This is a genomic window from Sphaerisporangium sp. NPDC004334, from assembly GCF_053602655.1.
Genome location: NZ_JBSGDZ010000023.1, coordinates 63713 through 83087, shown reverse-complemented (window position 1 = coordinate 83087; position 19375 = coordinate 63713). Strand labels below are relative to the sequence as shown.

17 protein-coding genes are annotated in these 19375 nt (G+C 73.5%); 11 read left to right on the top strand and 6 right to left on the bottom strand.

The window, feature by feature from the left end; all coding sequences use genetic code 11:
• Positions 1–85 precede the first annotated feature (85 nt).
• Positions 86–502, bottom strand: a complete 417-nt coding sequence (locus ACWEN6_RS28375) for a signal peptidase I (RefSeq protein WP_452574512.1) — start codon at positions 500–502, stop codon at positions 86–88.
• A 489-nt stretch (positions 503–991) separates the two neighbouring features.
• Between ACWEN6_RS28375 and ACWEN6_RS28370 the strand changes: the two genes are divergently transcribed.
• Together ACWEN6_RS28370 and ACWEN6_RS28365 are read left to right on the top strand one after the other, a co-directional pair.
• On the top strand, positions 992–1888 hold the full coding sequence (locus tag ACWEN6_RS28370; protein ID WP_452574408.1) for an aldose 1-epimerase family protein: 897 nt from the start codon (positions 992–994) through the stop codon (positions 1886–1888).
• 110 nt (positions 1889–1998) lie between these two features.
• The gene (locus ACWEN6_RS28365) at positions 1999–2997 is read left to right on the top strand and encodes a phosphotransferase family protein (RefSeq protein WP_452574406.1); all 999 of its coding nucleotides are present in this window, start codon (positions 1999–2001) and stop codon (positions 2995–2997) included.
• 210 nt (positions 2998–3207) lie between these two features.
• Here ACWEN6_RS28365 and ACWEN6_RS28360 read toward each other — a convergent pair whose 3' ends face one another.
• On the bottom strand, positions 3208–3768 hold the full coding sequence (locus ACWEN6_RS28360; RefSeq protein ID WP_452574404.1) for a hypothetical protein: 561 nt from the start codon (positions 3766–3768) through the stop codon (positions 3208–3210).
• A gap of 249 nt (positions 3769–4017) precedes the next feature.
• Between ACWEN6_RS28360 and ACWEN6_RS28355 the strand changes: the two genes are divergently transcribed.
• Positions 4018–5295 carry an FAD-dependent oxidoreductase gene (locus ACWEN6_RS28355; protein ID WP_452574402.1) on the top strand — a complete coding sequence of 426 codons (1278 nt, stop codon included), beginning with the start codon at positions 4018–4020 and terminating at the stop codon, positions 5293–5295.
• Positions 5296–5459: 164 nt separating this feature from the next.
• The gene (locus tag ACWEN6_RS28350) at positions 5460–6800 is read left to right on the top strand and encodes a class II 3-deoxy-7-phosphoheptulonate synthase (protein ID WP_354836165.1); all 1341 of its coding nucleotides are present in this window, start codon (positions 5460–5462) and stop codon (positions 6798–6800) included.
• A gap of 155 nt (positions 6801–6955) precedes the next feature.
• On the opposite strand, the gene ACWEN6_RS28345 is transcribed toward ACWEN6_RS28350, so the two are convergent.
• From ACWEN6_RS28345 to ACWEN6_RS28335, 3 genes are all read right to left on the bottom strand, one after another.
• Positions 6956–7477, bottom strand: coding sequence for a thioredoxin family protein (locus tag ACWEN6_RS28345; RefSeq protein WP_452574400.1), 522 nt, complete (start codon positions 7475–7477; stop codon positions 6956–6958).
• A gap of 129 nt (positions 7478–7606) precedes the next feature.
• Positions 7607–7990, bottom strand: coding sequence for a hypothetical protein (locus ACWEN6_RS28340; RefSeq protein WP_452574399.1), 384 nt, complete (start codon positions 7988–7990; stop codon positions 7607–7609).
• 256 nt (positions 7991–8246) lie between these two features.
• On the bottom strand, positions 8247–9968 hold the full coding sequence (locus ACWEN6_RS28335; protein ID WP_452574397.1) for an ExeM/NucH family extracellular endonuclease: 1722 nt from the start codon (positions 9966–9968) through the stop codon (positions 8247–8249).
• A 146-nt stretch (positions 9969–10114) separates the two neighbouring features.
• Here ACWEN6_RS28335 and ACWEN6_RS28330 point away from each other — a divergent pair, with 146 nt between their 5' ends.
• The 3 genes from ACWEN6_RS28330 (at position 10115) to ACWEN6_RS28320 (ending at position 13233) form a co-directional block, all read left to right on the top strand.
• Complete coding sequence (locus ACWEN6_RS28330; protein ID WP_452574395.1) at positions 10115–10366, top strand: hypothetical protein; 252 nt, start codon at positions 10115–10117, stop codon at positions 10364–10366.
• Between the two features lie 515 nt (positions 10367–10881).
• Positions 10882–12342, top strand: a complete 1461-nt coding sequence (locus ACWEN6_RS28325; protein WP_452574393.1) for a pentapeptide repeat-containing protein — start codon at positions 10882–10884, stop codon at positions 12340–12342.
• A gap of 165 nt (positions 12343–12507) precedes the next feature.
• Positions 12508–13233, top strand: a complete 726-nt coding sequence (locus tag ACWEN6_RS28320) for a permease prefix domain 1-containing protein (protein WP_452574391.1) — start codon at positions 12508–12510, stop codon at positions 13231–13233.
• Positions 13234–13333: 100 nt separating this feature from the next.
• On the opposite strand, the gene ACWEN6_RS28315 is transcribed toward ACWEN6_RS28320, so the two are convergent.
• The gene (locus tag ACWEN6_RS28315) at positions 13334–13684 is read right to left on the bottom strand and encodes a PadR family transcriptional regulator (RefSeq protein WP_452574389.1); all 351 of its coding nucleotides are present in this window, start codon (positions 13682–13684) and stop codon (positions 13334–13336) included.
• Positions 13685–13772: 88 nt separating this feature from the next.
• Between ACWEN6_RS28315 and ACWEN6_RS28310 the strand changes: the two genes are divergently transcribed.
• Genes ACWEN6_RS28310 through cydC form a run of 4 tightly spaced genes read left to right on the top strand, consistent with a single transcriptional unit; the run spans position 13773 to position 19298 of the window.
• Positions 13773–14957 carry a cytochrome ubiquinol oxidase subunit I gene (locus ACWEN6_RS28310; protein WP_452574387.1) on the top strand — a complete coding sequence of 395 codons (1185 nt, stop codon included), beginning with the start codon at positions 13773–13775 and terminating at the stop codon, positions 14955–14957.
• A 41-nt stretch (positions 14958–14998) separates the two neighbouring features.
• The gene (locus tag ACWEN6_RS28305) at positions 14999–15802 is read left to right on the top strand and encodes a cytochrome d ubiquinol oxidase subunit II (RefSeq protein ID WP_452574385.1); all 804 of its coding nucleotides are present in this window, start codon (positions 14999–15001) and stop codon (positions 15800–15802) included.
• A 17-nt stretch (positions 15803–15819) separates the two neighbouring features.
• A complete protein-coding gene (gene cydD, locus ACWEN6_RS28300; RefSeq protein ID WP_452574383.1) occupies positions 15820–17559 on the top strand; it encodes a thiol reductant ABC exporter subunit CydD in 1740 nt (579 codons plus the stop codon).
• Positions 17556–19298, top strand: coding sequence for a thiol reductant ABC exporter subunit CydC (cydC, locus tag ACWEN6_RS28295; protein ID WP_452574381.1), 1743 nt, complete (start codon positions 17556–17558; stop codon positions 19296–19298). Before cydD ends, cydC begins: the two co-directional genes overlap by 4 nt.
• Positions 19299–19375 lie beyond the last annotated feature (77 nt).

The window sequence follows — 19375 nt, the reverse complement described above, 5'->3', positions numbered from 1 at the left end:
CGCCCGGCACGATAGACGCCCCTCCCCAAAACGACGCCGACCCGCCGGCCCTTCCCTTCGCCAGGCGCGATGGACCGCCCGGCGCTCAGGGGACCGCGTAGCCCGGGAGGGAGGGCCAGCGGACGGTGATCACGACCGAGTCCTCCTCGGCGTACCAGGAGTGGTCGACTCCCCGCCCCCAGACGACGTAGTCCCCCTGCTCGGCGAGCAGCACGCTGCGGCCCGGCAGTTCGACCCGGAACCGGCCGCGCACCAGGATGAGCAGCGCGGTGCGCTTCTCGCCCCTCACCCATTCGGCCCGCTCGTCGCCGCGGGCGTGCACGCCCCACTTGATCTCGACCTCGTCGCTGTGGCGCGGGTCGCCGGGCGGCTTGAAGTGCCCGAGCAGCCAGCCCCGGTCGCCGGCCGCGTCCACGTCGGCGCGCCCGACGTACACCCCGTCCATCGGGTCCATCGGGTCCGCCGGGCCTGCCGGGCCTGCCGGGCCTGCCGGGTCGGTCATGTCCGTCACGGACGGTGACGCTAGCAGGCGGCCGGCGTTCCCCGGCGAGGAGGCGGGGATGGCGGGGGGTCAACTGGGATGGTCGGAGGTCTCCACACAGGACCGAATCGCCGGTAACCTGACGTGGTTCACATAATGAGCTGACAACGGGCATTGACTGTCTGTGCGGGAGTTTTCGCACGCCGGGGGCTTGTGGTGAAAGGGCGGGACAGCGCCGCACCGGGGATCGGTCTCGGCTGTCCGAAACCGGTCTGACCTGCGGTCGCGCCCATTCGATCAGGGTCGCGCCGAAACCCCACCGAGTGTGACCGTATTTACTCAATTAGTTGACTCTTTGCGCCAAAGCCCCTACCTTTAGGGCGCTATGGGAGCGCTCCCACTTTCCGGGACCCGGTGACGACCACCGGAAGACGACCGGGAAGATGGGAGGCGTGCGCCCTGGTGCCGCCCGGAATCTGTTGTTCGCACGTCGATGAGAGGATTTCCCCCGTGCCTCAGTACGCTCTCCACGGTGGCGGCTATCACGCCGAGGTGACCAAGATGGGCGCGGCCCTGCGAGTGCTCAGGCACGGCGACCGCGACCTGGTGGCCACCTGGCCCCCCGAGGGACCCGTCCCGCACTACAGCGGCACCCTGCTCGCCCCCTGGCCCAACCGCGTGGCCGGCGGCCGCTACGGTTTCGACGGCGAGCGGTTCGAGGTCCCGGTCAACGAGCTCGAACGCGGCCACGCGCTGCACGGCCTGGTGGCCTTCGCCGACTGGGAGCTGGTCGAGCCGCCCACCGCCGAGGGCGACCAGGGGTTCGTGCGGCTCGCGCACACCATAGAGCCCACCCCCGGCTACCCGTTCCGCCTCGCCCTGCAGGTGCGGTACGCGGTGAGCCCCGAAGGGCTGGCGACGACGCTCACCGCCGAGAACATCGGCGAGCGCCGGGCCCCCTACGGTTGCGGCCCGCACCCGTGGCTGATCGCCGACGACGGCCCCGAGACGGGCTGGGAGCTCGACCTGCCGGCCGGCCGCGTGCTGCGCGTCGACGACGTCCTGATCCCCACCACGCTGGAGCCGGTCGACGGCACGCCGTTCGACTTCCGCTCTCCCCGCCCGCTCGCCGCCACCGTGATCGACGAGGCGTTCACCGGGCTGGACGCGGGTCCCGACGGCTTCGCCCGCGTGCGGCTGAGCGGAGAGCGCGGCGCGGTGCAGATCGTCTGGGACGCGGCGGCGATGCCGTGGGTGCAGGTCTGCACGGGCACCGGCTTCGGCCACCGGGGCATCGCCGTCGAACCGATGACCTGCCCGCCGGACGCCTTCAACACCGGCACCGACCTCGTCGTCCTGGAGCCGGGCGGCAAGCACGAGGTCACCTGGACCATCTCCGCCGTGTGAGGCGCGCGCCCGGGCGGCCGGCGAGGGCCCCGGCCTTCGCCGGCCCCGCCCGTCCTTCCCTTCTCCTTCCCTTCCCCTGACCGTCTTGACCAGCCGAAGTGATGTGACCGATGGAGAGCAGGACCAAGCGCCGGCTGTCGGCCGCCCAGTTGGACGCGCTGATCCGTGGAGCAGTGGGAACGGGGGTGCGGTCGGCCGAGGAGCTCACCGACGGCTTCGCCAACGCGGTGTGGCTGGTCACCCTCGACGACGGCCGGCAGGTCGTCGTGAAGGTCGCACCGCCACCCGAGCTGCGGCAGCTCACCTACGAGCGTCACCTGCTGCGCACCGAGGCGCTGGTGTACCACCTGGCCGGTCCCACCGGCCTGCCGCTGCCGCGGCTGCTGCACTCGGGCTTCGACGACCCCGGGCTCGGGGGCGACTATCTGCTGTTCTCGGCGCTGGACGGCGTCCCGTGGAGCCAGGCGGGCTCCCTGACCGACGCCGACCATCGCGCGCTGCGGCACGAGGTGGGCGGTCATCTGGCGACGCTGCACACGATCCCCGGCCAGGGCGTCTACGGCTACCCCTACGCCGGTCTCACCGGCACGACGTGGCGCGACGCCTTCGTGGTGATGACCGGCGCGCTGCTGGACGACGCGGTCCGCTACGCCACGCCGCTGCCATGCTCGCTGGTGGACATCGCGGGCGCCATCCACGCCAACCTCCACGTGCTGGAGGAGGTGACGGCGCCCTCACTGGTCCATTTCGACATCTGGCCCGGCAACGTGTTCGTGACCGCGCGGGGCGAGGGATCGCCGCGTGTCCAGGCGCTGATCGACCACGAGCGGGCCTTCTGGGGCGACCCGCTGGCCGACTTCATCACTCCGACGATCTTCGGGCGGCTGAGTGAGGACGACCCGATGCTGGTGGGGTACCGGCAGGCGGGCGGCAAGCTGGACCTGACCCCGCAGGCCCGCGTCCGCGAGGCTCTGTACCGGCTGTACCTCAACCTCATCCTGCTGGTGGAGAACGGCCCCCGGCAGTACCCGCCGGAGGACTACGCCCGCATCCGCGAGCCGGCGACCGCCGGGGTGACCAACTGCCTGGCGCTGCTCAGGCAGCGCTGACGCGCCGTCCCCGGACACGCCAGGAGCGCCGCCGCCCTCAGCGAGTGCGGGCGAGGCGGGCGTGCCTGGCGCCGCGGCCGGAGCCGGCGCGGGCGCCGGGCCGAGCACCGGTGCTCCACCGGCCGTGACAGCCGGCGGCGCCCCGGCAGGGCCGCCCAGGGACCGGGTCCCCGGACGGCCGCCGGGTTCTCGATGGTGTCGCCGCGCATGTCAGGCGCTCGTGTCCCGGCCGGCGCGGGGCCCGGCGACCAGCCGGTCGCCGTCGTAGGTGTCGCCGCCCCGCACCGGTTCGGTGGTGGTCTCGACGTGGTCGCCGCCGGGGTAGGCGCCGCGGTCGGCGGGACGGGCGGCGGGGATCTCCATCCGGTCGTCGACGCCGTCGCCGTCACGGTCGGTCAGGTGCGCGTGCCGTCCGGCCGGCGTGGGCGCGGCGGCGGTGGCCGCCGGAGTGGTGTTCTCGGCCTCCAGCCGGCGCTCGAGGCGGCGCTTCTCCTCCTCCAGCCGGGCGACGCGGTCACGCGTCTCCACCCGCGCCTCGCGCAGCTTCCTGCGCTTGGCGCCGGCGCGCCGCATGCCGGCCGTCAGGATCATCAGGCCGATCAGGAACACGGCCGCGGTGGCCGCGCCTGCCAGGAACAGCTCCAGCTTGCTGAGCTGGAAGGTCCGGTCGAACACTGTGACCGACGCCGCGATGCCGCCGGTCTCGTCGTTCGCCACCGCGACCAGGGTCGCGCCGGCGAGCACGATCAAGAGCAGGCCCAGCACTACCATGTGACCTCAACTCCAAGTCGCCTCGTTGTCGCCCCTTCGTGGGCGCAGACCGACTGCCCCGGAGTCCTCCGGTTATTCCTCCCGCGCCCCGACCGCGACGTACGCGTTCGCCGTGGGCGCCGGGGAATCCGGCCTGCGGGCCCCTCGGCGGCCGGCGGCCCCGGCATGGTCGCGAAAGGCGCCGCCGTCCGCCGCGCCGAACTTCACCCGGAAGGCGGAGTGTGCGATGATTTCACCAGGTGATGAAAAATGCGGACCACATGTGCGATCGCCGGAGGCGGCCCCGCCGGTGCCGTCCTGGCCCTCCTGCTCGCCCGGGCCGGGGTGGAGGTGACGCTGCTGGAGAAACACGCCGACTTCCTGCGCGACTTCCGCGGCGACACCATCCATCCCTCGACCCTGCAGATCCTCGACGAGCTCGGGCTCGCCGGGGAGTTCCTCGCGCTGCCCCACCGCAAGGCCGAGAAGGTGCTGGTGTGGACCGACGAGCGCGTCCTGACCGTCGCCTCGCTGCGCGGGCTGAAGAGCAGGTTCCCCTACATCGCGTTCGTCCCGCAGTGGGACTTCCTCAACCTGGTCACCGCGGCGGCCCGGCGCTATCCCACCTTCCGGCTGCTCATGGAGGCCGAGGTGGTGGGCCTCATCCGGGAGGGCGGCGCCGTGCGCGGCCTGCGCTACCGCGACCGGGACGGGCGGGAGCACGAGCTGCGCGCGGCCCTCACCATCGGCGCCGACGGGCGGCGCTCGGCCGTGCGCCGCGCCGCGGGCCTGGTCCCGGTGGAGCACGGCGCGCCCATGGACGTGCTGTGGTTCCGGCTGCCGCGCGAGGACGGCGACACCGCGGACGCCTTCCTGCGCGTCTCGGCCGGGCGGATGATGGTCGCGATCAACCGCGAGAGCTACTGGCAGCTCGCCTATCTGATCCCGAAGGGCCGGTTCGAGCAGGTCAGGGCCGAGGGCATCGAGGCGCTGCGCGCCTCCATCGGCACGCTGGTGCCCTTCCTCGCCGGCCGCACCGGGGAGCTGGCGAGCATGGAGCAGGTCAGCGTCCTGCGGGTCGCCGTCAACCGGCTGCGCCGCTGGCACCGTCCCGGGCTGCTGCTCCTCGGGGACGCCGCGCACGCCATGTCACCGGTGTTCGGCGTCGGCATCAACCTGGCCGTGCAGGACGCGGTGGCCGCCGCCAACCTGCTCGCCGGGCCGCTGCGCGCCGGGGCCGTCCCCGAGGAGCTGCTGCGCCGGGTGCAGCGCCGCCGCACCCTGCCCACGGTCGTCACCCAGCTCGCGCAGCGCGCGGTGCAGGCCCTGGTCATCGGCCCGGCGCTGCGCGACGCGCCTCGGCCGGCACCGGCCCTGCGTGATCGCGCCACGCCGGGCGGGGCGGCGCGGCCCGATGCCGCGCCGTCGCGGCCGCGTGATCCCGCGCGCCTGCCGCTCATCGGAGCCCTCGCCCGCCGCTTCGTCGGCTTCGGCGTCCTGCCCGAGCATGTCCGCACGCCTGAGGCCCCCCGGGCGGGCGCCTCCTGACGGCACGTAGGGGCACGAAAGGGTCCGGATGGGCGAGGCGGCCTCGCGGCGGCCGGCGTACGGACGTGGTACGACTCCTCGCATCTCCCCCCGAATGGAGAAAGATTTCTCACCTTGTGGACACGGACTCTGTCACACGGGGAAAGGTGCAATAGCCTTTTAGCGTGAGCGCCGAACCGATCAACCTGGATTCCTGGCGGGAGCTGCCCGCCGCGCAGCAGCCCGAGTGGCCCGACCACTCGGCGCTGGAGCGCACCGTCGCCGAGCTGCAGGGTCTGCCACCGCTGGTGTTCGCCGGCGAGTGCGACGAGCTCAAGGACCGGCTCGCCGCCGTGGTGCGCGGCGAGGCGTTCGTGCTGCAGGGCGGCGACTGCGCCGAGACCTTCGCCGGCGCGACGGCCGACAACGTGCGCAACAAGCTCAAGACGCTGCTGCAGATGGCCATCGTGCTCACCTATGCCGGCCGTGTCCCCGTCGTCAAGATCGGCCGACTGGCCGGGCAGTTCGCCAAGCCGCGTTCCAGTGGGACCGAGACCCGGGGCGGGGTCGAGCTGCCCGCCTACCGCGGCGACATGGTCAACGGCTTCGACTTCACCCCCGAGTCGCGCACGCCCGACCCCGCGCGGCTGCTGCGCGCCTACCACTCCTCGGCCGTCACGCTCAACCTGGCGCGCGCCTTCACCAAGGGCGGCTACGCCGACCTGCGGCAGGTGCACGCCTGGAACCAGGACTTCGTGGCCGAGTCGCCGGCCGGCCGCCGCTACGAGCAGCTCGCCCGCGAGATCGACCACGCGCTGGCGTTCATGCGGGCCTGCCGCGCCGATCCCGAGGAGTTCCACACCGTCGAGTTCTACTCCTCGCACGAGGCGCTGATCCTCGACTACGACCGCGCGCTCACCCGCGTCGACTCCCGCACCGGCCTGCCCTACGACGTGTCGGCCCACATGGTGTGGATCGGCGAGCGCACCCGTCAGCTCGACGGCGCCCACGTCGAGTTCTTCAGCCGCATCCGCAACCCCATCGGCGTCAAGCTCGGGCCCACCACCTCGCCCGAGGACGCCCTCGCGCTCATCGACAAGCTCAACCCCGCCAACGAGCCCGGCCGGCTGACCTTCATCACCCGCATGGGGGCCTCCAAGGTGCGCGACGCGCTGCCCACGCTGGTGGAGAAGATCCACGCGAGCGGCGCCCAGGTCGCGTGGATCTGCGACCCGATGCACGGCAACACCTTCGAGGCGCCGAGCGGCCACAAGACCCGCAGGCTCGGCGATGTGCTGGACGAGGTCACCGGCTTCTTCGAGGTGCACCACGCCCTCGGCACCCACCCAGGCGGGATCCACATCGAGTTCACCGGCGACGACGTCACCGAGTGCGTCGGCGGCGGCCACCCGATCGTCGAGGAGGACCTGGCGCTGCGCTACGAGACGGCCTGCGACCCGCGCCTCAACCGCAGCCAGTCGCTCGACCTGGCCTTCCAGCTCGCCGAGCTCTACCGCTCCAGCTGAGCCCGGCGGGCCCGCACGACAACGGCCGGGGCCGCCGTGAGCCGAGCCGGGCGGGCCCCCGCACGACGAGAGCCGGCCCCGCCGCCCGTGGAAAAGGGCGGCGGGGCCGGCTCCGGCGTTCGCGTGGCTCCCGTACTCGGGGGCGGCGGCCTCGCTCAGGGGCGGCGGCCGTCGTCGGGGCCCTCGGCGACCCCGGAGTCGATGTCGGAGGCGATCTCCTTGCGGATGGCCTCCATGTCCAGGGCGCGCACCTGCCTGATCAGGTCCTCGAGCGCGGGCTCGGGCAGCGCCCCCGGCTGGGCGAACACGACGATGCCGTCCCTGATCGCCATGACCGTGGGGATGGAGGTGATCTCGAAGCCTTCCGCCAGGCCTCGCTCGGCCTCGGTGTCGATCTTGCCGAAGGTGATGTCCTCGTGCTTCTGCGAAGCCTTCTCGAAGATGGGCCCGAAAGTGCGGCAGGGCCCGCACCACGCCGCCCAGAAGTCGAGCAGGACGATGCCCTCGTCGGCGATGTCGTTGAAGTTCTTCTCGGTCACCGCGATGGTCGCCACAGTGTTTCCTCGTCTCGTGTCTCGTCGATTGCGATCGGCATAACCATCTACCCTTTCCCGGAATTCCGCACCAGACCGCGTCTGGGGGGGCGCCCCGCGTCCCGGTGGAAACGAGCCGGCCACCCCTGGGGGACCCAGGGGTGGCCGGAGGGAGCGGCGCGGCTTCGGCGCCGCGGGGCGCCGGGCGGCGGCGGTTCGTCGCCGCCGCGGGGACCGGTGGGACGGGGGCCACCGCGGTTCGCCGGGCGTCGGCTAGGAGCAGTCCTTCGCCAGCTTCTGGGTGGCCTCGGTGGCCCGGGTGCCGAGCTTGGTCAGCTCGGTCGCCGCCGCGGCCGGGTTCGACGCGTCGATCTTGATGGCGCCCCAGGAGAGGGACAGCTCCGTCAGGGTGTCCTTCAGGTGGCCGTCGGCCTTGCCCGACAGGCCCTTCAGCTTGGCCGCCAGGCCGGCGTTCGCGGTGTTGAAGGCGTCCAGGTTTCCGGCGCCGGCCGCGGCCTGGGTGCTGTAGTCCTGGAACGCCTTCACGGCGTCCTCGCAGACCGCCTTGGTGCTGCCGCCGCCGCATCCCGTCGTCAGCGAGAGGAGTACCGCCGCCGCGCAGACGGCGAGGGCGTGGCGGGAGAGGGTGAGGGACATCGTGCGCCTTTCCTAGTGATCTTTACGATCGAGAAGCTAGTGGCGGCGCCTTACAGGCCGCTTTCATCCCGCCTGCACGCGGGTCCGGCCGTTCCCGGGGCCCGCGCCCCGCGCGTCGCCCGATCACGCGTCGGGGCGCATGCCGTCTGGGGGTGCGATGGTCCATCGGCGGCCCGCCGCGGTTCCCCGCGGGGCTCGCAGGCCCCGCGGGGAACCGGGTCAGGTCGCAGGTTCGGCGCTCCAGGCCGCGTGCGTCCTACAGCTTGAGCCCGAACAGCAGCGGGTCGTGGTCGGAGGAGCGGAAGGCTCCCGGCGAGTACAGGGCCGGCGGGTTGAACTCGGTGTTGTAGTCCATGAACCTGCCCTCGTCGGCGTTGATGTGCCAGATGGTGGCGCCGGTCACCTGCTTGAGCAGCTGCCTGCCGACCAGCACGTGGTCCAGCTCGCCCGACAGGCTGTCGAAGACGTAGCTGTAGCGGTCCTTCTTGTCGAGGAACTTCTTGCTGACGCTCACCAGCTTGCCCGCCTCCAGGGTGTGGATCGGGTCCTCCTCGCCGTAGGCGTTGAGGTCGCCGAGCACGACCGGGTTGCCGAGGCGCAGGGTGTCGATCAGGCCGAGGACGGCCTTGGCTTGGCGGACGCGCTCGTCGTTGAAGCAGCTCTGCCCGTCGCCCTGGTCGAGGTCGGCCCCGGTGGCGCCGTCGCAGCCCTTGGACTTGAAGTGGTTGACGATCATCGTGAAGGAGGATCCGCCGCCCTTGACGCGCTGAAACTCCTGGATGAGCGGCGGCCGGCGGAAGACCGGGTCGCCCGAGGAACGGGGGGCGCCGACCGGCTTGACCACCGCCGGCTTGTAGATGAGGGCGACCTGGATGGCGTCGGTCCCGGGGACCGGCGAGGTGACGCCCTTGTAGGTGCCCGCGCCGACGGCGGCGTTGAGCGCGTCGACCAGGGTGTTCAGCGCGGTGGCGCCGTTGTTCTCGACCTCCATGAGCCCGGCGACGTCGGGGTCGAGGCCCTTGAGCGTGGAGACCAGCTTGGCGAGCTGCCGGTCGCGCTCCTCGGCCGTGGTGGCGCCGCGCGATCCGAGCGTGGTGAACCAGTTGAGGGTGTTGAGGCTCGCGACCCGGACGTTGCCGCCCACCTTGCGGGGCGCGGCCGGGCGCGGGTTGTCGGGGGTGAAGACGACCGGCTGGGACGGCTCCACGCGGTAGAGGCCGAAGCCGTAGGTCAGCACGCCGGTGAGGCCGGTGGTGGCGTCGCCGACGCGCACGGTGTTGCCGCCGTTGGTGTGGTAGGGCAGCTCGGGCGGGTTCTGGAGGTTGGAGGCGTCGTCGAGCAGGATCCGACGCCGGGCGTCCAGCGCCGGGTCGACCTTCTCGCGGTCGGTCGGCTGGAAGAGCCGACCATGGGAGGACAGGGTGATCTCGCCGTAGCGGCCGAGGTTGTAGACCTCCGAGACGGTGAGCGCCTGCGGGAAGGTGACCAGCACGCCCTCCAGCGGCTCCAGGCTCGCGCCCTCGGCGACCGGCAGCTTGACCTTCGCGGCCTTGACCTTGCCGGTGCCGCACACCTCGACGGAGGTGACCGGGGACAGCTCGGTCAGGCCGTTGTACTCGGTGACGGTGCCGCTGACCAGCACGCGGTCGCCGACGGCGGCGGGCTTGGCGGTGAAGACGAACACCGCGTCGGAGGTGGCCGGGTCGGCGTCGGGGGTCGGGTCCTGCAGGTAGAAGCCGCCGAGGGATCCGGTGCCCTGGTAGTCGGCGGTGACGACGCCCTCGACGCGCACGGTCTGCCCGGCCAGCGGGCTGGTCGCGCCGCCGCCCTGGACCTGCGCGATCTGGTGGTCCGCCGGGAGCGTGCAGGGCTCGGCGGTGCGGGTCGGCGTGGGGCTCGCCGTCGGCGTCTCGGTGGGGGTCGGAGTGGGGGTGGGGGTCGGGGTGTCGGTCGGCGTCACCGTGGGCGTCGGGGTCACCGTCGGCGTCGGCGTGGGGTCGCCCGGCGTCGTGCCGCAGGGGGCGGCGGGGGTCGCCGAGTTGCGCGGCGCCGGGGCGCCGGCGGTGAAAGTCGGCGGCGTTGGCGTCGGTGTCGGCGCAGCCGTGCTCGCCGCGGATCGCCGCGGTGGAGTTGGTCAGCGCCGGGGCCGCCGCTCCCTCGGAGAAGTTGGCGGTGCCGTATCCCACCAGGTCGCCCAGCAGGGCGAGCTGGTCGGCCGTGCAGGGCGCCGAGCCGCCGTTGCAGGCGAGGCCCTCGGCGGAGCGGACCAGCGCGACCTTGCCCGCCGTGCCGCTCAGCGCGAGGCCGCCGGTGGTGTCGGGGGACGGCAGCGGGGCACTGGGAGTCGCGCCCGCGGCGAGCTGGACCAGGTGGTAGCGCCCGGGCGCGAGGGTGCCGGACAGGTCGAGCTTGTTGGCGGCGAAGGTCCCGGTGCCGGTGGCGCTGGCGTACTGCAGGGACCATCCCTCGAGGGTGACGGCGGAGTCGCCGCGGTTGAACAGCTCCACGAAGTCGTTGGTGAACGGGGCACCGGTGTTGCCACCGCCGCCGTACACCTGGCTGATCACGACGGTCCCCGGCTCGGCCGAGGCCGGGGACGAAGAGAGGGCGGCGACACCGGCGACGATCATTCCGGCGGCCGTGAGGGCGGCGAGCGCCCGGGATAGAGCACGCATGACCGGGAGCGTAGGCCCGGGACAGCCCGCTATCTCGTACTAGAACTAGATAGAAGGTGAAATAACCGAAGCTTGACAGTTGATGTCTAGGGGGCGCCCGCAGGCTTGTCGTGCTTGGACCTAGCGGGCCGGGCGCACCCGACGCCATGGATACACTCTGTCAGCTTCCCGTCACGATTTAGCGACCTGTTACCCGATATTGGGTATGACTTTGACATGACGCCCCCACTGAAGACGCTCTCCCTCGACGTCGGCTGGCAGACCTGCGACGCGTCGGCCGCCTGTGTGGGAATCACGTGCCGGCCCTACGACCGCTGTCTGGCCCATCTGACCCCCGCCGAGCTGGAGGAGGTCCTGGCCCGCCTCGCGCCCGGCCGCGGGGTCGACCTGCGCGGCACCACCCTCGCGGAGGAGCTGCTGGACCGCGTGCTGTCCGCCACGGGGCGCCATCTCGGCAGGGCCAGGTTCGACCGCGCCCAGTTCACCGGGCCGGCCCGGTTCGGCGAGGTCGTCTTCGCGGGGGACGCGAGCTTCGACCATGCCCGCTTCGACCGTCTGGCCTCCTTCTTCGGCACCCGCTTCACCCGCAACGCCTCCTTCCGCGAGGTGCGCTTCTCCCGCGAGTTCTCCATGCACGGCGCCCGCCTGCGCGGGCACGGCGCCTTCGACCGCGTGCGCATCGGCAGCGACGCGCTGTTCGGCGACGCCCGGTTCGGCAGGGACGCCTCCTTCCGCGGCGCCGAGTTCCACGGGTTCGCCGCCTTCGACGGCGCGGTCTTCGACAACGACGCCCTGTTCCGCGGGTCCCGCTTCCGCCGGGCGGTGTCCTTCCGCAAGGCGGCCTTCGGCGGCACGGCCGGGTTCGAGGGGGCCGGGTTCCACGGCGGCGCCTATCTCACCGGTCTGCGCGCGGGCCGCCGGCTCGTGCTCTCCGGCGTCCACGCCTCGGCGCCGGTGGAGCTGGAGGCCGCGGGATGCCCGGTCGACCTGCGCGGGGCCCGGCTCTCCTCCCGGCTCACCGCGCGCCTGTCGGACGTCGACCTGGAGCTGCGCGAGGCCGTGCTCGGCGGGCCGGCGACCGTGACCGGCGCGGCCGGCGGGCTTCGGGTGCTGTCGCTGGACCGGCTGGACGCCGTGGCGCTGACGCTGCGCGGGGCCGACCTGAGCGGCTGCCGGCTGGCCCAGGTCCGGCATCCGGAGGCGCTGCGGCTGTCGGCGTGCGTCTTCGCCGGCACTCCGCGAGGCGTGCGGGTCGCCCTGAACTGGCCGCCGGTGCTGTGGTGGAGCGAGCGCCGGGTACTCGCCGACGAGCGGGCCTGGCGCGGGTGGTCCACGCGGCCCGAGCAGCCGCTCGACCCGGGCCGGCTGGCCGGCCTGTACGAGCGGCTGCGGCGCGCGGTGGACGACAAGAAGATCGCGGCCGACTTCGCGTTCGGCGCGATGGAGATGCGCCGCCTGGCGACCCGGCGGCGCGGGGTGCGGCTGGCCCTCGCGGCCTACTGGCTGGCCTGCGGGTACGGCCTGCGCATGGGACGGGCGCTCGGCTGGCTGGTGGTGGCGACGGCCGTCGCCGCCGGGGCGCTGGTCTGGACGGCCGGCGCCCATCCCGCCCGGCGCCCGGTCGGCCACCGCTCCCCCGCCCCCGTCGCGCACGCCACCGCGACCGGCGTCGGCTGACCCGCGGGCCGGCAGGGGTCTGAGCGGCAGAGATGCTCGCCCGCATATCGGGGGAACCGGCCCGACCTCCAGGGATGTGTCAGGGATTACCCGGATTACCCCCCTGCCCGCCCTGAGGAGACAATGAGGGCCGGCGCCCACGCAGGGCGGAGACCTGGGGAGAGCATGGCGAGCGCGAGTGTCATCGACGACTACGTGAGCACACTCGGCCGCATGCTGCGGGGCTCCACGCGCGTCAGGCGCGATCTGCTCACCGAGGCGCGCGACGGCCTCACCGACTCCGCCGAGGCGTATCTGGCCGAGGGGTTCGACCGGGTGGAGGCCGAGCGCATGGCCGTCGCCGAGTTCGGCCCGGTCGACGAGATCGCCCCCGGTTACCAGGAGGAGATCGCCGCCCACCAGGGCCGCAGGACCGCCGCGGTGCTGTTCGTGACCGTGCCGCTCATGACGCTGATGTGGAGCGGCATCTGGAAGATCTTCCCCGAGAACCCCTCGACCGTCACCGAGGTCAGGGCGGCGTGGTTCTCACCGCTCGCGCGCTTCCTCGACTTGTTCCAGTTGGGCATGGGCGTCCTCGGCGCGCTGGCGCTGCTCGCCTTCGGCGGTCCGCTGCGCGCCGTGCTGCGTCCGGGCGTGCTCACGCGCGCCCTGGGCATCCTGCTGTGGATCCACGTGCCGGCCATCTGCCTGATGGGGCTCGCCCTGGCGGCGGGCGCCGGCCGGGCGCTGAGCGGCTTCGAAGCCTACCCGCCGGGCGTGGCCGCGAGCCTGGTGAGCTACCTGGTGTCGGGCTCGCTGCTGTGGAGCGCCACCCGCTGCGTGATCGTTTCGCGCCCGCTGCCGGTCGCGTCCGCCGCGACGGTCTCCCAGCGGCGGGGCGCGCTGAACTGAGCGGCGCCGCCCCGGCCGGCGCGTGCCGGGGCGCCCGTTCCCGGAGGCGGCGCGCAGGGCGTCTGCGCCTGAGGCGGGGCGCTGAGCTCCTGGGGCGCGTTCACTCCTGGGGCCGGGGCGTGGACTTCTGGGGCCGGGGGGACAGGACGCTGCCGATGGCGTCGGTGAACTGCCGCCACGACGACCGCTCACCGGCCAGCGCGGCGTACCCGCTGGAGGTCAGCCGGTAGGTGCGGCGCCGGCGGCCGGCCACCGTCGCCCACTCGCTCGTCAGGTGGCCCACCCGCTCCAGCCGGCGCAGGGCGGGATAGACGGTGCCGGTCGGGACGTTGAGCGCGCCTCCGCTGCGCTCCTGCAACGCCTCGATGATCGCGTAACCGTGCAGCGGCCCGCCCTCCAGGACGGAGAGCAGCAAAGCGTCCATGTGACCGCGGAGCGCGTCGGGATTCACCGCTCAAGCCTACTCAGGTGCGTCATGACGTCATTCTATAGGTAGGCTCTCTACATGTAGGCAGGCACAATGTAGAGAAGGAGGAGCCATGGACGTGACCGACCTGGCGCGGCTCCAGTTCGCGGTGACGGGGGCCCTGCACTTCCTGTTCGTCGTGCTGACGCTGGGCCTGGCCCCGCTCGTCGCGATCATGCAGACCCGCCACGTCATCAGCGGCAGACCGGTGTTCGAGCGCATGACGCGCTTCTGGGGCCAGATCTATCTGATCAACTACGCGCTCGGCGTCTTCACCGGCCTGGTGATGGAGTTCCAGTTCGGGCTGAGCTGGAGCGGGCTGACCCACTACGCCGGGGACGTGTTCGGCGCGCCCCTGGCGATCGAGACGCTGGTGGCGTTCTTCCTGGAGTCCACCTTCCTCGGCCTGTGGATCTTCGGCTGGAACCGCCTGCCCAAGAAGCTGCACCTGGCCTGCATCTGGCTGGTCGTGCTCACCGCCTACGCCAGCGCCTTCTGGATCATGGTGGCGAACTCCTTCCTGCAGCACCCGGCCGGCAGCGTCCAGCGCGGCGACCACCTGGTGCTGACCGACTTCGGCGCGCTGCTCACGAACCCGAGCCTGGTGATGGCCTTCCCGCACGTCATCGGCGCCGGTTTGTTCGCCGGCAGCTCCGTGATCATCGGCGCCAGCGCCTACCAGCTCTTCCGCCGCACCCCCGAGCAGGAGTTCTTCCGCCGGTCGCTGCGCACGGGCGTGGTGTGGGCGCTCGTCGGCACCAACATCGCCGTCGGCTTCGGGTACGCGCAGTTCGGCTTCGTCCGCGACATCCAGCCCGACAAGTTCAAGGGCGTGATCCCCGGTTCGGCGCTCGGCACCATGATCCTCATCGGGCAGCTTGTGCACCTGGTCGCGCTGTTCGTCCTGCCGCCGCTGCTGTTCCGCGACCTGCTCGCCCGCGCCCGGTGGCTGCATCCGGTGCTCATGCTGATGACGCCGCTGCCGTTCGTCGCCGCGATCCTCGGCTGGCTCGTCCGTGAGGTCGGCCGCCAGCCGTGGCTGGTGTACGGCAGGCTCACGGTGGCCGACGCCATGTCGCCCGGCCTGACCAGGCCGATGGTCACCCTCTCCTTCGCCGCCTTCGCGGGCGTGCTGGCGCTGCTGGCTCTGGCCGACTACCTGCTGATCGCCCGGGTCGTCCGGCGCGGCCCCGACAAGGCCGACCTCGGCGTCGCCGAGCCCGCCGACCCCTCCCCCACCCCCTCGCTCGTCCTGTGACCCCCGGCGGCAAGGCCGCCCCCGAATGAGGAGCTCCCCCCATGGAGATCATCTGGTCGGCGATCCTCGCCGTGCTGCTGGTCGGCTACTTCGCCCTCGAAGGCTTCGACATCGGCGTCGGCATGCTGCTCCCGGTGCTCAGCCGGGCCCGCGAACGGGCCGGCGAGCCGGGCACGCGCGCGCGGCACCGCGACCGCCTGGTGGCCGCGATGGCCCCGTTCGTCCTGGCCAACGAGATCTGGCTGATCGCGGCGGCCGGCACGCTGTTCGGCGCGTTCCCCTCCCTGGAAGGGACGGTGGTCCACGGCCTGTACCCGGTCGTGGTGACCCTGCTGGTGTCCTGGATCCTGCGCGACGCGGGCCTGTGGTTCCGGCGCAGGCTGGACGGCGCCGCCTGGCGCGGCTTCTGGGACGCCGTGCTGTGCGCCGGCTCGTGGGGCCTGGCCCTGAGCTGGGGCGTCGCGCTGGCGTCGGTGGCGCGCGGGCTGCCGGACGGGCCGTTCGACCTGGCCGGCCTGCTCGGCGGCGCCGTGGTGGCCGCCGTCTTCGCCTTCCACGGCCGGGCCTTCACCGAGTGGCGCCTGTCGGGCCCGGCCGAGGCCCGCCGCACCGGCCGGCGGCTGCGCCTGTCGGCCGCCGTCGCCGCCCTGCCGGTGGCCGTGCCGCTCGCGGCGCTGTCCCCGGTGCTGCTGGAGCACGCCGCCTCCCCCGCGACGCTGAATGTGCTCAATCTCATCGTCCTGCCCGTCGTCCCCATCATGGTCGCGGCGCAAGTATGGGTATGGCGCACCTTCGGCCCGGCCAGGCCGGCGGGAGCCGCCGCGGCCGTCCCTTCCTTCTTCTAAAGGACTTCGAGGAGCCGATGCACAAGGATCTGCTGCGCCTGGCGCGCACCGAGCCGGCGGTCCGCCTGCACCTGATGGTGTGCCTGGCGGCGGCCGTCCTTGCCGGCTCGCTCGTCCTGGCGCAGGTTGAGCTGCTGTCGGGTGTGCTCTCAGGCGCGTTCACCACGGCGGCCCTGCTCCCGCTGGCGGCCGTGGTCGTGGTGCGCGCGCTGCTGGGCGGCCTGCAGGGCGTCACGGCGGGGCGCACCGCGACCGCACTGAAGTCGGTGCTGCGGCGCGAGCTGCTGGCGCGGCTGCGCGACCTCGGGCCGGGCGGGCTCAGCGCCCACCGGTCCGGCGAGCTGGTCACCCTGGCCGGACGAGGTCTGGACGCGCTGGACCCCTACGTCACCGGCTACCTGCCCGCCGTCGCCGTCGCCGGGGTCGTGCCGGTCGCCGTGCTGGTGCGGCTCTTCGCGGCCGACCTCGGCACCGCCGTCATCGTCCTGCTCACGCTGCCGCTGATCCCGGTCTTCGGGGCGCTGGTCGGGTGGCAGACCAAGGCGGTCACCGAGCGGCAGTGGCGGGCGCTGTCGCGCCTCGGCGGCCACTTCCTCGACGTGGTGCGCGGCCTGCCGACGCTGCGCGCGTTCGGGCGCGCCCAGTACCAGGCCACGGTCGTCCGGCAGGTCGCCGACGCCCACCGTTCGGCCACCATGCGCACCCTCCGGGTGGCCTTCCTGTCCTCCCTGGTGCTGGAGCTGGTCGCCTCGCTGTCCCTCGCGCTCGTCGCCGTCCCGGTCGGCCTGCGGCTGCTGTCGGGGTCGCTGGACCTGCGCACCGCCCTGCTGGTGCTGCTGCTCGCTCCCGAGGCCTACATCCCGCTTCGCATGATGGGCACCAGGTTCCACGCCGCCATGGAGGGGGTCGCCGCGGCCGACGACGCCTTCGCCGTCCTGGAGCGGACCACCTCCGGCACCCTCGGCACGCCCGAACCCGCCCCGGCCGCCGCAATGGCGGCCGGTGTGCCGGAGATCAGGCTGGAGAACGTCACCGTCCGCTATCCGGGGCGTGAGGACGCCGTGCTCGACGGCGTGTCGCTGACCCTCGCCCCCGGCGAGCGCGTGGCGCTGGTCGGCGAGAACGGCGCCGGCAAGAGCACCCTGCTCCACCTGCTGCTCGGCTTCGTCACCCCCTCCGAGGGCCGCGTGCTGGTCGACGGGGTGGACCTTTCGGCCGTGGACGCCGGCCGGTGGCGCCGCCGCCTGGCGTTCGTGCCGCAGCGCCCCCACCTGTTCGCCGCCTCCGTCGCCGACAACATCCGGCTCGGCTCCGACGCCTCCGACCAGCAGGTCCGCGCCGCGGCGTCGGCCGCGCGGGCGGCGGAGTTCGCGCAGGCGCTCCCCGAGGGGTACGCCACCGTCGTCGGCGAGCGCGGAGCCGACCTGTCGGCGGGCCAACGGCAGCGCGTGGCGCTGGCGCGCGCGTTCTGCCGCCCGGACGCCCAGGTGCTGCTGCTGGACGAGCCGACCGCGCGCCTGGACGGCAGGAGCGAGGCCGCCATCGTGGCGGCCACCCGGACGCTGGCCGAGGGCCGCACCGCGGTCATCGTCGCCCACCGGCCCGCGATGATCGAACTGGCCGACCGCGTCGTCCGCGTGGCCGACGGCAAGATCGTCTCTGACCGCCTGGCGGTCACGGGGCGGGCAGCGGTCGTAGGGTCGGCAGTGCCGGGGCCGGACGGCGAGGGCGGAACGACGCTGGGAGGCGGACGATGACCAGCGCCACGCCGGCCGGGCCGGCCGCCGGTCAGAACGCGCCGGCCCCCAGGCGGCACCTCCTGTCCGGGATGGGCGGGCGCACGCTGACCGCCGTCGCCGCGGGCGCCGCCGCCGAGCTGGCGTCGCTGGCGCTCATCGGCTGCGCGGCCTGGCTGATCACCCGGGCCGCCGAGCGGCCGTCCCTGGCCGCCCTCAGCGTGGCGATCGTCGGGGTGCGGGCCTTTGCGACCAGCCGGGGCGTGTTCCGGTACGCCGAGCGCCTGGCCGGGCACGACGTTGCGCTGCGCGCGCAGGCCACGACCCGGGAGCGGCTGTACCGGGCGCTCATCCCGGCCCGCCCGCCCGGCCACCGGGGCGCCGACCTGCTGAGCCGCATGGTCGACGACACCGACGCCGTCCAGGACCTGCTGGTCCGCTGCCTGCTGCCGGCCCTCGCCGCCCTGGTGACGGCCCTCGCCGCGGTGACGCTGGGGGCCTTCCTGCTGCCCGCCGCCGCGCTGGTCCTGCTCGCGGGCCTGCTGCTCGCCGGTGTGCTGCTGCCCGCCGGGACGGCCGCCGCCGCCCGCCGGTGGTCGGCGCGCCTGGCGCCCGCCCGGGCCGACCTGGCGGCCCGGGTCGCCGACCTGGTGCACGGCGCCGCCGACCTGGCCGCCTACGGGGCCGGGGATCGGGCGCTGGCGTCCGCCGCCGAGGCCGACGAGCGGCTCGCGGCGCTGGAGCGGCGGCAGAGCCGGGCGAACGCCGCGGCCCTGATGGCCGGCACCCTCGTCCAGGGCCTCACGGTGGCCGCCGTCGTGCTGACCGCCCACCGGGCCCAGCTTGGGACGGTGGCGACGGCCGTGCTGGCGCTGACGGCCCTGGTGTCGTTCGAGCCGGTCCTGCCGCTGGCCGCGGCGGGCGAGCGGTTCGCCGGGGTGAGCGCGGCGTTGCGCCGGCTGCGGGAGGTCCGGGCCGTCCCGGCCGCCGTGCCCGAGCCGGCCGCGCCCGCCCCCGCGCCGCGAGGCCCGCTGACCGTCGAGGTGGCGGGCCTGGTGGTCCGCCACGCGCCCGGCCGCCCCGCCGCGCTGGACGGCGTCGGCCTCACGCTGACCCCCGGCAAGCGGGTGGCCGTGGTGGGGCCGAGCGGGGCGGGCAAGAGCACGCTGCTGTCCGCGCTCATGCGCACGACCGGTTTCGAGTCGGGGAGCATCCGCCTCAACGGCGCCGACGTCCGCGCGTTCTCCACCGACGACGTCCGCTCCCTGATCACCGGGCTGACGCAGGACCCCTACGTCTTCCGTGCGACGCTGCGCGACAACCTGCGGCTGGCCGGTCCGGACGCCGGTGACGACGAGCTGGCCGAGGCGGTGCGCCGGGCGCGGCTGGACGCCTGGGTCGAGCGCACCGGCTGGGAGGTGACGCTGGGCGAGGACGGGCGCACGGTCTCCGGCGGCCAGCTCCAGCGGCTCGCCCTGGCGCGCGCGCTGCTGCACGACCCGGAGGTCCTGCTGCTCGACGAGCCCGCCGAGTCGCTGGACGGCGCCACCGCCGACGCCCTCATGGCCGACCTGCTCGACGCCACCCACGGCCGCACGACGCTGCTGGTCACCCACCGCCTGCACGGCCTGGAGGGCGTGGACGAGATCATCGTCCTGGAGTCCGGCCGCGTGACCCAGCGCGGCCGCCACGAGGACTTGATCTCCACCCCCGGCTACTACCACGACCTCTGGCACTCCGAGGCCCTCACCACCTCCTGACCGTCCGGGCGCACGACCCCGAACGCATCACCGTGCCATACCGACAAGTCCGAAACAGTATTCAGCGTCATGGCGAA

What these genes read in the sequence shown, in the direction of transcription:
- ACWEN6_RS28375 (WP_452574512.1), bottom strand. Translation starts at nt 502, where the DNA reads ATGACCGACCCGGCAGGCCCGGCAGGCCCGGCAGGCCCGGCGGACCCG.
- ACWEN6_RS28365 (WP_452574406.1), top strand. Translation starts at nt 1,999, where the DNA reads ATGGAGAGCAGGACCAAGCGCCGGCTGTCGGCCGCCCAGTTGGACGCG.
- ACWEN6_RS28360 (WP_452574404.1), bottom strand. Translation starts at nt 3,768, where the DNA reads ATGGTAGTGCTGGGCCTGCTCTTGATCGTGCTCGCCGGCGCGACCCTG.
- ACWEN6_RS28355 (WP_452574402.1), top strand. Translation starts at nt 4,018, where the DNA reads ATGCGGACCACATGTGCGATCGCCGGAGGCGGCCCCGCCGGTGCCGTC.
- ACWEN6_RS28340 (WP_452574399.1), bottom strand. Translation starts at nt 7,990, where the DNA reads ATGTCCCTCACCCTCTCCCGCCACGCCCTCGCCGTCTGCGCGGCGGCG.
- ACWEN6_RS28325 (WP_452574393.1), top strand. Translation starts at nt 10,882, where the DNA reads ATGACGCCCCCACTGAAGACGCTCTCCCTCGACGTCGGCTGGCAGACC.
- ACWEN6_RS28320 (WP_452574391.1), top strand. Translation starts at nt 12,508, where the DNA reads ATGGCGAGCGCGAGTGTCATCGACGACTACGTGAGCACACTCGGCCGC.
- ACWEN6_RS28310 (WP_452574387.1), top strand. Translation starts at nt 13,773, where the DNA reads ATGGACGTGACCGACCTGGCGCGGCTCCAGTTCGCGGTGACGGGGGCC.
- ACWEN6_RS28305 (WP_452574385.1), top strand. Translation starts at nt 14,999, where the DNA reads ATGGAGATCATCTGGTCGGCGATCCTCGCCGTGCTGCTGGTCGGCTAC.
- cydD (WP_452574383.1), top strand. Translation starts at nt 15,820, where the DNA reads ATGCACAAGGATCTGCTGCGCCTGGCGCGCACCGAGCCGGCGGTCCGC.
- cydC (WP_452574381.1), top strand. Translation starts at nt 17,556, where the DNA reads ATGACCAGCGCCACGCCGGCCGGGCCGGCCGCCGGTCAGAACGCGCCG.